The sequence below is a fragment of the Deinococcus malanensis genome, assembly GCF_014647655.1.
Taxonomy (GTDB): domain Bacteria; phylum Deinococcota; class Deinococci; order Deinococcales; family Deinococcaceae; genus Deinococcus; species Deinococcus malanensis.
On the sequence record NZ_BMPP01000006.1, the window covers coordinates 223496 to 237907 of the forward strand.

A 14412-nucleotide genomic window follows, 5' to 3' on the forward strand; every position below is an offset into this window, starting at 1 on the left:
AAAGGTGTCTCCGTGTCGGGAACGCCGCACCTTCCGGTTTCAGGGGCAGTGGTACGCTGCAAGGCGGTATGGATTCTTTCGACGTTCTGGTGATTGGGGGCGGCCCAGCGGGTTACGTGGCCGCCATTCGCGCGGCGCAACTGGGCTTCAGCACAGCGTGCGTGGACGCCTTCGAACGGGACGGCAAACCCTCACTGGGCGGCACCTGCCTGAACGTGGGCTGCATTCCCAGCAAGGCGATGCTGGATTCCTCGGAAAAATTCGAGATGATCACCCACGAGGCGGCTGAGCACGGCATCGACGTGCAGGGCGCCAGTGTGGACGTCGCGCGGATGCTGTCGCGCAAGGCCAGTGTGGTGGACAAGCTCACCGGCGGCATCGCCTACCTGTTCAAGAAGAACAAGGTGAAAAGTTTCTTTGGCCTGGGCCGGCTGGTCCGCCAGGACGGTGACGGCTGGATCGTGGACGCGGCCGGCACCGAAGTGCGGGCCAGACACGTGATCGTGGCGACCGGCAGCAACCCCCGCGCCCTGCCGCTGGCCCCGTTCGGCGGCCACATCGTGGAGAACAGCGGCGCGCTGGCCTTCGAGCAGGTGCCCGGCAAGCTCGGCGTGATCGGCGCGGGCGTCATCGGTCTGGAGTTGGGCAGCGTATGGCGCCGCCTGGGCGCGCAGGTCACGGTGCTTGAAGCCCTGCCCGGCTTCCTGATGGCCGCCGACGACGCCGTGGCCAAAGAAGCCCTCAAGCAGTTTCAGAAGCAGGGTCTGGAATTCCACTTTGGCGTGAGCATCACCGAAGTGACCCAGGACGCTGCCGGCGTGACCGTGACCTATCAGGAAAACGGCAACGCGGTGACGGCGCAGTTTGACAAGCTGATCGTCTCCATAGGGCGCGTGCCGAACACGCAGGGCCTGGGTGCCGACGCGGTGGGCCTGGAACTCGACGAGCGCGGCTTCGTGAAGGTCGACAGCCACTACCGCACCAACCTGGCGGGCATCTACGCCATCGGAGACGTCATCGGCGGCGCCATGCTGGCCCACAAGGCTGAGGAAGAAGGGGTGGCCCTGGCCGAGATGATCGCCGGTCAGGCCGGGCATGTGAACTACGACGTGATTCCCTGGGTGATCTACACCAGCCCCGAGATCGCCTGGGCCGGGCTGACCGAGAAAGGCGCCAAGGAAAAAGGGCTCCAGGTCAAGACCGGACAGTTCCCCTTCAGCGCCAACGGCCGGGCCCTGGGTCACGGCGATACGCGCGGGTTTGTCAAGGTTGTGGCCGACGCCCAGACCGACAAGCTGATTGGCATCCACATGGTCGGCGGCGGCGTGTCCGAGCTGATCGGTGAAGTCGTGGCCATCATGGAATTCGGCGGCAGCAGCGAGGATCTGGCGCGCACGGTTCACGCTCACCCCACCCTCAGCGAAGTGGTCAAGGAAGCGGCGCTCGCGGCCGACAAACGCGCACTCCACATGTAATTCCCGGGTTGATCAGGGGTGGGCGGCTCAGGCTTCCCACCTTTTTTTCATGGCCCCTTGACGGAAGGCGCCTCTGGCCTGTATCTTTCTGTGCGTGCCGGAAACGGCGCCCCTTGAAAGGCAGTTCAGGAAGCGCGCAAGCGATTTCAACAGCTGAAGTGGTGTGGCCCCATCGTCTAACGGTTAGGACACTACCCTTTCAAGGTAGCGATACGGGTTCGAATCCCGTTGGGGTCACCATTAAAAGCCTTCGCCTCGGCGGAGGTTTTTCTTTTGGCTCTCTTGTGGCTTCGGGAAAGTATGGTGCCGGCTGCCCTGTCGTCGCGCCGGGCTGGCCCTATCATGGCAGGATGACCGATTCGCCCCGCATTCACCTGGGTTCGCTGCTGCGCTCCTCCGAGGACGCGCACGCCGAAGGCGAACTGACCGAGCTGACCTACGAGCAGGGCGGCGCCGAACAGACCCTGTCCTTTGCCCAGCCGGCCTACTTCGAAGTCGACATCAATCCCCTGGGTGGCCAGGAGATGTATCTGCAGGGCACGTTTGAGCCCACCCTGGTCATGGAATGCGCCCGCTGCCTGCGCGAGGTCCAGGTGCCGCTGGACCTCACGCTGGGCACCCTGATGCGCTACGAGCCCTCGGTGGAAATCCCGCATCTGGAAGAAGTCGAGACCGGCGAGGAAATACTGGTGTTCGGCGACCCCAACCTGGACCTCAGTGCTTACCTGGCCGAAACCACCCTGCTGGCCGCGCCGCTCAGCGTGCTGCACGCGCCGGACTGCAAGGGCCTGTGTCAGGTCTGCGGCCATGACCTCAATGACGGCCCCTGCGAGCACATGGCCCAGGTGCCGGTCGAGGAGATCGACGACGAACTGGGCGTTCCCGAAGGCACCGTGCATGCCAAACAAACCCCCTTCGCGGCGTTGCAGGGCCTGAAACTGCCCGAGGACTGAGCTTGACCCTGGAAGGACCTGACCCAGATGCCGGGGCTCCGGCGCTGACCCACTTCAGCGATGGCCTGCCGCGCATGGTGGATGTCAGTAACAAGGCGCCCACGGCCCGCACGGCCACCGCGGAGGCCTGGGTCCGTCTTCCCCCCGAAGCACGTGCCGCCCTGGAGGCCGGGACCAATGCCAAAGGTGATCCGCTGATTGTGGCGCGTCTGGCCGGACTGGCCGCCAGCAAGCGCACGGCAGAGCTGATCACGCTGTGTCATCCGCTTCCAGTCACCGGAGCAGAGGTTCGGGTCACTCTGGAACCTGCGGGCGTACGCGTCAAGGCCACGGTCAGGACCACCGGCCCAACCGGCGTGGAGATGGAGGCGCTAACAGCCGTGACTGTCGCCGCCCTGAACGTGTACGACATGCTTAAGGCAGCCAGCAAGGCCCTGGAAATTACCGGCATACGTCTGCTGGCCAAGACCGGAGGCAAAAGCGGGGATTACGAAGCCCCCTCCCGCGCCCCGTGGCCGTGACGTACACTCTGCAGATATCTCAGCCATCTAGACAGATGCCGGGAACCCGCGTGGGCCGTTTAACGTAGAGAGGACATATGGGCGGGAGTCGTCACAATCCAGAGCATGACGCCTCCACCCCGGGGTGGCTGGAGTGGCTGCATCTGGAAGCAGAAGGGGCATTGCCCCCCGAGGCCCAGGCTTCACTGGCGACCCTGCCTGATCAGGCAGAAGTGCAGCGGCAACGGGTCAGGCTGGCCCATGCCGCCCAGGCGCTGAGCACCCTGGAAGCTCCGGTAGCGCCCCGCAGCGTGGCCCTCCCAGCTGCGCAGGAAGTGGCATGGAGTGCCCGCCTGCAGGTTCTGCGTCCGGCGCAGCTGCCTGTGTCTGTGGCGGCACAGGTGCAGTCAGACATCCGGGTCTCGCGGCAACTCGGTGAGGCCAGTCTGCCTCCCCTCCCCGTCAGTGTGGCTGAAGAGGTCACGCGTACGGTTGACCTTGTTCGCAAGCTCAACCCTCCTGCCCTGCCACAGCCGGCGATCCCTCGCAGCGTCGCCGCCAGTGTCGCAGCAGAGGTGGCGGGGACGCGGCAGCTGGACCTTACTCCCCCTTCCCTGCCCCGTTCGGTGGCGGCCAGCGTGGTGGCACGCCTAGGGACCTCCGGGGTCCTGCAGCCGGCTCACCGGCCAGCCGGGCACTCTGCGCAGCCCCCCATGCATACCCTGCCCTCGTTGCGGCGGCATAACCCGGCGCCTTTGCTGCTGGTCGTGGCGCTGCTGCTGAGCCTGACGCTGCTGGCGGTCACGACAGCCTGGCCGAATCTGGCGGCGGGCATGCTGGTCCTGCGCACCCTGCTGGCCCAGGTCTCACCTGTGGCGGGTGTGGGGCTGGGCCTGCTGCTGCTGACCAGCCTGCTGGTGACCTGGCGCCCAACCCCAGGGCTACGGCAGGTGGGAGCCGGCGCCTTCGCACTCTCGGCGGTGCTGACCCTGCCGGCGCTGTATCAGGTGGTTGGTCAGGGGGACATCCGCTTTGGTCAGGACATCACGGTGCAGGGACTGGTGAGGGGAAACGTGATCGTGGTCGGCGGCGACGTGCACCTTCAGGAAGACGCCCGGGTTCAGGGTGAGGTGGTGACCCTGCTGGGTGACGTGCAGCGTTCGCCCGGCGCCCAGGTCAGTGGACGTGTCAACGCCCTGCTGGGTCATGCGCCGGGGGACCTGGAGGCTCTGGAGACGCAGCCGCCGGCCGGAATCAGCCTGGCCACCGCTGCGGCGTTCCGTCCGGTACTGGGCTGGCTGGGCGCCGCTGCCTGGCCCCAGGTGTTTGTCACGCTGACCGGAGGGGCTCTGCTGCTTCTCTTTGTGGCTGGCGCCGCGCCGGGTCTCGCGAGGCGCCAGCGCCATGCTCCCATGCGGACCCTGGCCCTGGGAGTCCTGGTTCTGGCTGCCCTGATGGGTCCGGCGCTGGCGCTGGCGCTGGCAGGGCTGCTGGGTCCGGCACTGCTGGGGGCAGCCCTGGCTGTTCTGGTGATTGCAATTGGCCTGAGTGTCAGCGCCTATGACGTTGGACGTGCGCTGGCCACCCGGATGCGTTTACCGGTTCCGGACGCTGTGGGCGCCCTGCTGGGCCTGAGTGCAATAGCCGCCAGCCTCAGTCAGCCGCCACTGGCATTCGGTCTCGCCCTGATCGGTGGCGCCTGGGGAGCCGGAACACTGGTCCTGGCCCGCGAGCACCTGCAGCAGCGGCCCTGATAAACAATTTCAGGTCATGGTCTTTTTGTCTGGCGCCCAGTTCAGCACTCAGAGCTGATTTTTATCCCCTGAAGCTTTACGATCCCGCATCAAATAAAGTAAGGCCGGACCACTGGTGCGGTCCGGCTTCATGTTGAGAATCCTCAGCTGAGGATGCGTTTGAGATGCAGATAGATCTCGTACCAGTCCTGCTTGTCGCGGGGACGCTTGCCACGCAGTTCGATGCGCGATAGGGTACGGACCCAGTCAGGCGTGATCTGTGGCCCCAGGGTGGGGTCGGCGATCAGGTCAGACAGTCCCTTGGGCAGAGCGCCTTCGGTAGAGGCCCCGTAGAACTCGACGCCTTCCAGCAGGTCATGGACGGTGATGTTGTACGCACCAGCCAGGGTCTGGAGGGTTTCCAGACTTGGATTGGTCCGTCCACGCTCGAGGTCGCTGAGGTAAGGAACGCTGATCTGAGCCACCTCGGCAACATCCTTGAGCCGCAGCCCCCGTTCGCTGCGCAGTTCACGGAGTCGTTCGTGCAGTTTCATGTATTCACCTCCTGGGCTGCGGCATGGCCTCGTATCCGTGCCCACTCAGGCCTTGAATCGGCCTGAACTGTGCGGTGACCGGGCGGGCCGCCTGGGGGAGCGTTTGCCTGTAGGCAGAATCGGGCACCCTTGGTTGGAGTGTAACACCGCTTTCCGGTACGGTCAATACAGAATAGAAGGGAATCCTTCTTGCCCACAACGATGCGATCTGCTATGATCGTAATCAAGAAGGCTTTTACCCCTGACGAACGACTTTTCTGCTTTACCTCGCCGTCTGCCCTCAGACGGGAAGGAGTACCTCATGCGCGCTCTGGATACCATTGCCGAAAGCATTCGTATTGGTTTTGTTCACCCCACTACTGTTATGAACACCCTGATCCAGGTGGAGAACGAGGGCGGCCTGGGTGCCGTACGCCGCATCGAGCGGCAGCTTCAGCTGGGCACCACTGCCCTGCGTCACCGTGACCATCCCAACACTGCCCTGGCCCAAACCTGGCTGAGTGCGGCCCGGGCTTATCTGATCACGCAGGCCGAACGCCGCCAGGCTGTCTGATTTCCAAAGGGGTTCTATGCTCACACCGATGCCACCGGCGCCGCGTTCCGAGCCTCCCTTCCGTCTTCCAGGCCCGCCCGTGCCGCGCCCTGAGCTGGGTCCTCGTCCCCCCGCACCACCCAGCGCGCCACGCCCTCCAGTGGTCCAACTTCCCTGAACATAACCAGACCAAGGCCCGACAATCTGCACGCCGGGCCTTGCTCTGTTTATGTTTTGGTCTTGATATCCCTTGGCATCTATAGCTACGGGAAATGCCCAGGGCAGTGGTAGCCACCACCAGTGCTGTCAGCTCAGGTTGTAGATGTCCCCGTACTTGCGGTGCAGATAGGCGACATAGGGATCAGCGCTCAGTGGGCGCCCGGTGGCCTTCAAAGTGAGTTCCTCGGGAGTCAGGCTGCGGCCGTGCTGGTGAACGTTCTCGGCCAGCCACGCCAGCAGCGGTCCATACTCGGCCTGTTGCACCCCGGCGGCCACAGTTCCGTCCTGCTGCGCGGCTTCGAGCAGTTGAACGCTGAGCAGATTTCCCAGCGTATAGGTCGGGAAGTAACCGATCAGTCCGGCGGACCAGTGCACGTCCTGCAAGACCCCTTCGGCGTCGTTACGGGGGGTCAGGCCCAGGTACTCGTTCATACGCGCATTCCAGGCCTCCGGCAGATCGGCCACCTGCAGCGAGCCTTCCAGCAGTGCCAGTTCCAGCTCAAAGCGCAACATCACATGAAAGTTGTAGGTGACCTCGTCGGCTTCCACACGGATCATGCTGGGGCTGACGCGGTTCACGGCGCGGTAAAGCGTCTCCGGGTCCAGTCCCGCCGCGACCTCGGGCGCTGCCTGGGCCAGCTGCGGAAAGTAGCGGTTCCAGAAGGGGCGGCTGCGTCCCAGCAGGTTCTCGAACATCCGCGACTGGCTCTCATGCACACCCAGGCTTGCCCCCCGGGAGACAGGGGTGCGCTCCCAGCGCCCAGCAACGCCCCGCTCATACATGGCATGCCCGGCCTCGTGCCAGGTGCCGAACAGGCACGCGGGCCAGTACGGCTCCACCCGCGTGGTGATGCGCAGATCGCTGCGGCTGAAATTGGTCTGGAAGGGGTGGGCACTCTCGTCCTGCCGTGCAAAGAGGGGCTGCAGGCCAAACGCTTCCCCCGCTACCCGCCACGCGAAGGCCTTCTGGGCCTCGGCAGGAAAGGGGCGCTCCAGCACGCTGTAATCGGCCGCGTCAGCGGAGTCGACAATACGGCGCACCAGGGGCAGGGTACGGTCACGCAGGTCAGCAAAGACGGCCCTGACCTGACTGGCCCGCATGCCGGGCTCGTAGGCATCCATCAGGGCGTCGTAGGGATGCTCTTGGTACCCCAGCAGGTCTGCCTGACGCCGCGCGAGGTCCATCATCCTGGTCAGATGCGGGGCGAAGGTCGCATAGCTGCTGTTCTTGCGAGCGTCGACCCAGGCGTGATGCGCCTCATTGCGGGCCCGGGTCTGTTCTTCGACGAAAGACGTGGGAAGCTTGGTGGCGCGCTCGTAGTCGCGCCGGGCCACACGCACGATGGCCTGATCCGTCTCGTCTCCAGCCTGGGCATCTTCGAGCAGCATGCCAGTCTGGGCATTAGTAAAGATCTCGTGGGCCAGACCGGCCAGGGTGGCCATCTGCACGCCGCGCACCTGCGCGGCCTCGGATGGCATGTGCGTCTCCTGATCCCAGGACATCAGGCCTTCTGCCGCACGCAGGTCACTGACCTGCCCGAGGCGCCTTTTCAGCTGTTCCATGCTCATGGACTCCAGGGTAGCGCTGGCCCGGGCGCCTAGGCCATTTGGCGCACTGCTCCACACGGACGCTGGTTTTGATGTGCTTGCTTCGGCCGGTCCGTCACGTGGTCCCTGAGCGCTGACCGTCTTATCGGCTATAGGCCTGCCTCTGACCAGTTGGCGTTCAGCCCAGAATTTTTGGTGCTACTGCCAGCGCTCCAGCCCTTCTGGAGCGTGCCCCAGGAGCAGAGGCCGCACCTCTCCGATCAGGTACAGACTGCCGCACACCAGTGCCAGAGGTGCTCCTAGATTCTTCAGGGCCTCCAGGGCCTGCTCGGGGGAGTCCGTCAGGGTGACCGGATGCTCAGGAAACAGCGATGCCAGAGTCGCTGGGTCAGCTGAGCGCGGACTGAGTCTGGCCCGGGTCAGGATCACCTGAGATGCCACGGGCCTGAGCGCGGCCGCCACCCCCATCAGGTCCTTATCTGCTGCTGCACCGAACACCAGCGGCAACCGTTCGACGCCCAAATCACGTAGCGCCCGGACGACCGCATATGCACCGTCCGGGTTATGGGCACCGTCCAGCAGAATCCGCCCCTCAGCAAAGGGGAGAACTTCCATCCGGCCCGGCCACTGGGTGACCTGTGCGCCACGGGAAATAGCCTCAGGAGACGCCCCAAGCCGGAAAGCGGCAGCGGCAGCGAGGGCAGCGTTCTGTGCGCCGTGTGCCCCCAGCAATGGCGTCCGGAAGGCCAGCCTCACTTCATCAGGCAGGGTAACCATGACCTGCTCTCCGTCCCATCCAAGTGAGTGGCGCTGCACCCGGCCTTCCAGACTCCAGAGGTCTGCCCCTTCACGTGCCAGGACAGGCAAGACTTCGTGTGCTGCCCCCGTAATCGCTGGACGCTCCGGTCGCAGAATCCCGGCTTTTTCCGCTGCAATCATTTCGACCGTACTACCCAGCACCTCGGTGTGATCCAGCCCGACATTGGTGATGATGCTCAGGGCTGGCTCAAGAGCGTTCGTTGCGTCCAACCGACCCCCCAGGCCCACCTCCATGACAGCGTCTTGCACCGCAGCCTCAGCAAACAGCAGGCACCCCAGGGCGGTCACAATCTCGAAAAACGAAGCCTCCACAGCCTCAGCGTGTGGACGTACCTGCCGTAGGGCGCGCGAAACTACCTCTGTGGGCAGTGGCGCGCCACCCACCACAAAGCGTTCAGCAAACCGGGTCAGGTGCGGACTGGTGAACAGGCCTACCTGGCGGCCATGAGCCCCCAATATGCTTGCCAGCGAGGCAGCGGTGCTGCCCTTTCCATTGGTGCCACCCACCAGCACCACCCGGAAGCTCCGCTGCGGCTCACCTAAACAGGCCAGCAACGCCCGCACTCGTGTCAAACCTGGATGCATCCCGAACCGTTGCCGGGAAAACAACCATTCTAGATCCGCATCCGCCGTCACGCCCGCAGCATAGCCTCCTGGGCCGCCACAGGGTTCCCGCACAGCTCCATGAAAACGAGGAGGCACGTGGCCTCCTCAGTTCACAACCAGTTTCCGTCTCCGGGCTAAGTCCCCGAAGTGAAGTGAGCTTCCAGTGCCGGCACAATCTGCTTCTTGCGGCTGATCCGACCACCCAGATCGGCGACACCATCCACCACTTCGACCCCGAAGGTTTCCTGAATCACCTTATGTTCGGTAGCGCTCAGGATAAACGTACGGTTGGTCTCGTTCAGAATGTCCACCACGCTCAGCAGAACACCGTTAAGGCCGCCCTCCGCACGCGCCTCGTCCATGGCCTGCAGCAGTTCAGCCTTACGCCCAAACACGTACGCCGGGTTGGTCGTCTCAATGACACCGATGCCCCATTGCTGCGCCGGCTCCCCAAAAGGAAAGACCTTGTAATCCATCTTGAGCAGCTGAGCGGCAGGCGTATTACCCAGGTCGCTTTTCGCCGCAAACATGGCCATGGCATACGACGCCATGTCTTCAATTCCTGCGATAGGTGCCAAAAACTCTGCCGCCTCTCGGTCATCCGCTGTAGTCGTCGGGCTGCGAAAATGCAGCGTGTCGCTCAGGATGGCACTGAGCATCAGCTTCGCATCTCCTGGCTCCACACTCAGGTTGGCCTCGCGAAACAGCTTCAGCAGGATCGTTGCCGTGCAGCCTACCGGCTCAAAGCGCAGGTAAGGCGGATCGGACGTGACCAGGTCACCCAGTTTGTGGTGATCTACAACCCTTGTGACGGAAAGTTCAGCCAGATTAGCAGCGGACTGTGCACTCTCGTTGTGGTCCACCAGCGCTACCTGAGTACCATTCTTCAGATCCGGCAGGAGTTCCGGAGCTTCCAGGCCCAGTTCACGCAGTACGTACGAGGTTTCAAAGTTGAGTTCTCCCAGACGGTATGCCTGCGCTTCCATCCCCTGCCGGGACAGCAGCCTGGCATACACCATGGCCGAGGCGATAGCGTCCGTATCCGGGTTGCGATGACCAAATACAGCAATCATGCCGCAATATTAGCGGTTTCCGCCGCACCTGGACGGCATCTATCCTTATATAAAGCAAAAAGCCCCACGCACATAGCGGGGGCTTTCGAAGTGAGGGGGTTTAGAAGCGGAAGCTGTAGCCGACCTTGAAGCCCTGAGCAACGCTCTGCTGGTTGGTAAGCAGGTTGGTGTAGCGGAACACGCCGTAGTTGGCAGAGAGACCCTGGTAGGCAACCTGTCCAAAGACACCATCCATCCTGCCAGAGTCGAGGCCTGCAACTCGGGCGCCATAGATATGATCAACCGATGCATCGAAGGCAGCGTTCGAGGTACCGCGGGTGACCTGATCCTGTGCGACGCCGAAGCCCTGGTAGTAGGAGTAGCCAACTTTGGCAGAAACACCTGTTGCCAGCACATTGTTCAGGCTGATGCCCACCTGACCCAGCAGTTCCGTGCTGGTGCCACTAGCCTGCACTCCAGTTGCCGTGCCGTTATTGGTGATGCGGTTGACAACGTTGATGTAAATGCTGGGCTCAAAGGGCACGCTGGTCAGGACGGGCGAAGCGATCTTCACACCATACTTGAGGGTGTTGAAGTTGTTGGCGGCGGTATCACGGTCCGTCACGAGGTTGTAGCGGAACAGGGGGTTGATGGTGAAGCCACCCACGTTAGCGCTGTAGTCACCAAAGACGTAGAAGCGGTTGGTGTTGCCCACGTAGAAGTAAGCGTCACCGATGGTGAAGTTCAGGTTCCTGACCAGGGCGTTCTCCGCCGTGCCGCTGTGGCTGATCTGCGCACCAAAGCTGCTGGTCATGGAGAGGGGCACATTGGCAATGCCCATGCCAGCACCGTTCCGGTTGATGTTCTGGTTGGAGGAGCTGAAGTTAGTGGTGCCGTCAGCAGCCACACCGTTCACCGTCAGGCTGTTGTAAAACCCGACGAGTTCCAGAGCACCCAGCTTCGCACCGGCCTTGACGCCGAAGCCGGTTACACGGCCATTGCCGAGCCAGTCGGTGCGGCTATCCGCGTAAGCGCCCAGAGCCACAGGCCCTACATCGGTGCCCAGCGCTGCACCGAAGCCGATCTGGTTAGGCTGGTAGGGCATGCTGTCGGCAGTCTGCATGCCGGCGTTGTGGGTAGCAGGGTTGGTTGTGGTGACCTCAAACTCGGGGTTGATGGCACGGGCGTTCGCACCGAAGCGGATGCCCCCCAGGTCAACACGGCCTTCCACGTAACCAGCACCGTCAGCCTGGGTGCGAGGATCGCGGAAGTTGCCCAGAGCGATGTTGTTTGCAGCCAGACTGGGCACACTGACGACACCTTCACCCACCAAGGCGAGCGGGCCGAACTTCACGTTGAAGTCGGTGCCCAGTGCGCTGCGGAAGCCTTCCACCTGGGCGAAGGACACGCCGAAGCTGCCCACACCGGTAGGGTTATAAGCGGCGCGCACGCCATAGTAGTTGGCAGCTACCGTGTTGGCCTGGCCGGTCATCTGCGTTGCATTGGTGTTGCCTGCAACGATGGTCACGCTGGGGTTGCCAGGCAAAGTAGTGGCAATGTTGGCCACGAATCCACGACGGTTGCCGGTGGCGTTGCTGTTGTTAAACAGGTAGTTCTGGAACTTGAAGTTGCTCTGATAAGCGCTGTAACGGACGTCAAACTTCTGGCCACCAAAGGTGCCGTTGGCGCTCGCGTCATTCAGAACCACACCCACAGGCCCACCCAGAATATTGGCGGCGTTGGTGGTGCCAAAGTTGAGTTCTGCGTTGTTGACAATGAAGGCGCCGTTAGCAGTGGTCAGGTTACTGGCCCGAATGCCGAAGCCAAGGCCCGTGCCCGTGAAATTGGTGGTCGTGTCGGGGGTCGTCACGTCGCCATCTGCAAATCCACCAGCGCTGGAGGACAGAGGGGTATTGGCGGTCAGGCGATCCACATCGAAGTTGGTGGTGCCAGAAACCAGACCGATGCGGCCAAAGGTGGGAGTAAGGCTACCTACAACGGTGAAGCGGGGCAGGCGCTCCAGAGCGGTAACGCGGGTGTCGATGCCGGTAACACGGGTGCTCAGGTTGTCGAAGTCAGTGCGCGTGACGAAGTCAGCCTGGGCAGCTTCAACGGCGCTGACACGGTCCTGCAGGTCCAGGATGTCCTGGTTCAGCAGCACGGTCAGGTCGTTCAGGGCAGCAATGCTGCTGGCGTTGTCGTCAACGTCAGCGCGCAGGGCGTCGAACTCGTCGGCGCGGGCGGTCAGTTCGTCGATCTGAGCCTGGATGTTGGCCAGGGCTTCGGCGTCGCCGTTCTGGCCAGCGAGGCCTTCGACGCGCTGCTCAAGGCGGGCGAAGTCGTCACGGCTAACCGCGTTCTCTTCCAGGTCGGTGACGCGCACACCCAGGGCGGCGAGGTCAGCAGCCAGTTCCTGGATGGCGTTCTGCAGCGAGGTCACGGTCTCGGCATCAATGTTGGTGACCGTGCCCTGGCGCATCTGGTCGAGCAGGCGGGCGATGATGACAGCCGCTTCGTAGCGGGTCAGGTTCTGCGTACCGCGGTAGGTGCCATCGGGGTAGCCGAGGATGATGCCACGGCTGACCAGACGGTCGATGGCGTCCTTGGCCCAGTGGCCGGCAGGCACGTCGGTCAGGGCAGGCACCTGGGGTGCGCTGGCCGGCGCGGTGGTCTGCGCGGAGGCCATGCTGCCGAACGTCAGTGCGGCGGTGAGCAGGATCAGGCTTTTCTTCATATGGAACCCCCAAGAGGTGTCGCGCGGAAAGGAGCGTTTTCGGCTCTGAGGGTAACGCTGGGGCGAGTTGCCGAGTTTCCTCTCCCGGGGTAGACCGCCGTCTTCGTTCCTTCGCGCAACCTGACTTCTTCAGTGGCCTTATGGCTGCAAAAGAAGTCAGATCATGGGGATGATACTAGTGTGAAGAACTCAGGGTCAACCCTGAGAAGGGCATAAACTCTTGTTTTTAGGCCACAGGGCCTATTTCTGACGAAGACGTTAAGGAGAACCCCAAGCTCAGGGCCTTCGCACTCTCATAAAGAAACAAAATACGTCTCCGCCCAAACGTGAAGTCAGATGCGCTCGCCAGTACCAGTCAGCAAGGCCTGCTGATACCATTCAGGAATTTTGCCTTTAAAGTAGCGCTCGCCCCAAACCGTGGCCCACTCGTGAAATTTTCCTTCCGCGATGGCTGTCCGGGCGCGCTCCACCAGATAGTGCAGGTAACGCAGGTTGTGTAGAGACAGCATCCGGGGAGCCAGCATTTCCTCAGCACGGATCAGGTGTGCCAGGTAGGCTCTGGTGTAGTGACGGCAGGCATAGCAGTCACACGTCTCGTCCAGAGGACGAAGTTCTGTGCGCGGCGCGCTTGAGTTCATGTTCAGCCGCCCATCATCGGTCAATGCGTAGCCAAAGCGCCCTGTTCTGGTTGGGTACACACAATCAAACATGTCAACCCCCAGTGCGATGCCAGCCACCAGATCCTCCGGATGTCCTACGCCCATCAGGTAACGTGGTTTGCTTTCTGGCAAAAGGGCAGCTGTAAACGAAACTGCTGGGAACATTTCTGCCTTGCTTTCCCCAACAGCCAGCCCGCCAATAGCAAAGCCCGGTGTGTCAAAAGGCAACGTAAGATTCACGCTCTGCTGGCGGAGATCTTCATGTACTCCCCCCTGCACTATCGCGAACAGAGCCTGCCTATCACTGGTCTTTACAGCCACACATCGGTCGAGCCAACGGACTGTTCGTTCCAGACTATGCTGAATGTATTCGCGCTCCGCAGGGAACGGGGGGCACTCGTCAAACGCCATGATGACATCAGCGCCAAGCGCCTCCTGCACCTGAATACTCCGCTCCGGCGTTAGATGGACGAGGCTACCATCCAGATGACTCTTGAACGTCACGCCCTCTTCCGTGATCTTCCGCATGTGGCCGAGGCTCATGACTTGGAAGCCTCCGGAGTCGGTAAGGAAAGGGCCTGGGTAGGCCGTAAAACCAGGGAGGCCGCCATGAGCTTGCACCAGTGCTTCTCCAGGGCGGAGCATAAGGTGATAGGTGTTCCCCAGAATCATTTGCGATCCGATGTCCAGCAGCTCCTGAGGGCTGATTCCTTTAACAGTTCCCTGGGTACCAACAGGCATGAACATGGGGGTGGTGACGGCACCGCGGGGAGTGTGAAACTTCGCTACGCGGGCCCGTCCCTGCTGATGCTCAACAGTGAACTCAAACACCGGGTTATTGTGCCGTACTTTCGAGGTGAATGGGCATCGCGACCAATCCGGATAAGCACGCGTATGCCTTTAATAGGTCCGGAAAACACAACGAGAAAGCCCCCTCTTTCGAGGGGACTAATGAAATGGAGCGGGAGACGAGATTCGAACTCGCGACATCTACCTTGGCAAGGTAGTGCTCTACCAGCTGAGCTACT

The 14412-nt window shown here is 62.4% G+C and carries 11 protein-coding genes and 1 tRNA gene; 6 read left to right on the top strand and 6 right to left on the bottom strand.

From position 1 onward, the window contains the following. Nucleotides 1-68 precede the first annotated feature (68 nt). The 5 genes from lpdA to IEY49_RS09375 all read left to right on the top strand — a co-directional run bounded on the left by lpdA (nt 69) and on the right by IEY49_RS09375 (nt 4682). Nucleotides 69-1475, top strand: a complete 1407-nt coding sequence (gene lpdA, locus IEY49_RS09355; protein ID WP_189007236.1) for a dihydrolipoyl dehydrogenase — start codon at nt 69-71, stop codon at nt 1473-1475. Nucleotides 1476-1640: 165 nt separating this feature from the next. Then, a tRNA-Glu gene (locus IEY49_RS09360) sits at nt 1641-1715 on the top strand. 110 nt (nt 1716-1825) lie between these two features. Further along, the gene (locus tag IEY49_RS09365) at nt 1826-2428 is read left to right on the top strand and encodes a DUF177 domain-containing protein (RefSeq protein ID WP_189007239.1); all 603 of its coding nucleotides are present in this window, start codon (nt 1826-1828) and stop codon (nt 2426-2428) included. Nucleotides 2429-2502: 74 nt separating this feature from the next. Beyond that, a complete protein-coding gene (moaC, locus tag IEY49_RS09370; RefSeq protein WP_229780722.1) occupies nt 2503-2949 on the top strand; it encodes a cyclic pyranopterin monophosphate synthase MoaC in 447 nt (148 codons plus the stop codon). A gap of 77 nt (nt 2950-3026) precedes the next feature. Beyond that, nucleotides 3027-4682: a polymer-forming cytoskeletal protein gene (locus IEY49_RS09375; protein ID WP_189007245.1), complete on the top strand. Its 1656-nt coding sequence runs from the start codon at nt 3027-3029 to the stop codon at nt 4680-4682. A gap of 143 nt (nt 4683-4825) precedes the next feature. On the opposite strand, the gene IEY49_RS09380 is transcribed toward IEY49_RS09375, so the two are convergent. Next, a complete protein-coding gene (locus tag IEY49_RS09380) occupies nt 4826-5215 on the bottom strand; it encodes a helix-turn-helix domain-containing protein (RefSeq protein ID WP_012694195.1) in 390 nt (129 codons plus the stop codon). A 301-nt stretch (nt 5216-5516) separates the two neighbouring features. Here IEY49_RS09380 and IEY49_RS09385 point away from each other — a divergent pair, with 301 nt between their 5' ends. Further along, nucleotides 5517-5768: a hypothetical protein gene (locus IEY49_RS09385; protein WP_189007247.1), complete on the top strand. Its 252-nt coding sequence runs from the start codon at nt 5517-5519 to the stop codon at nt 5766-5768. Between the two features lie 285 nt (nt 5769-6053). On the opposite strand, the gene IEY49_RS09390 is transcribed toward IEY49_RS09385, so the two are convergent. The 5 genes from IEY49_RS09390 to tgt all read right to left on the bottom strand — a co-directional run bounded on the left by IEY49_RS09390 (nt 6054) and on the right by tgt (nt 14215). Next, nucleotides 6054-7535, bottom strand: coding sequence for a carboxypeptidase M32 (locus IEY49_RS09390; RefSeq protein ID WP_189007249.1), 1482 nt, complete (start codon nt 7533-7535; stop codon nt 6054-6056). A 177-nt stretch (nt 7536-7712) separates the two neighbouring features. Further along, nucleotides 7713-8918: a bifunctional folylpolyglutamate synthase/dihydrofolate synthase gene (locus IEY49_RS09395; protein WP_189007331.1), complete on the bottom strand. Its 1206-nt coding sequence runs from the start codon at nt 8916-8918 to the stop codon at nt 7713-7715. A 155-nt stretch (nt 8919-9073) separates the two neighbouring features. Next, nucleotides 9074-10012, bottom strand: coding sequence for a manganese-dependent inorganic pyrophosphatase (locus tag IEY49_RS09400; protein WP_189007251.1), 939 nt, complete (start codon nt 10010-10012; stop codon nt 9074-9076). Between the two features lie 100 nt (nt 10013-10112). After that, nucleotides 10113-12725 (bottom strand): S-layer homology domain-containing protein, encoded by a 2613-nt coding sequence (locus tag IEY49_RS09405; protein WP_189007254.1) that lies wholly within the window; start codon nt 12723-12725, stop codon nt 10113-10115. Between the two features lie 332 nt (nt 12726-13057). After that, nucleotides 13058-14215 carry a tRNA guanosine(34) transglycosylase Tgt gene (gene tgt, locus IEY49_RS09410; RefSeq protein ID WP_189007256.1) on the bottom strand — a complete coding sequence of 386 codons (1158 nt, stop codon included), beginning with the start codon at nt 14213-14215 and terminating at the stop codon, nt 13058-13060. Nucleotides 14216-14412: the final 197 nt, after the last annotated feature.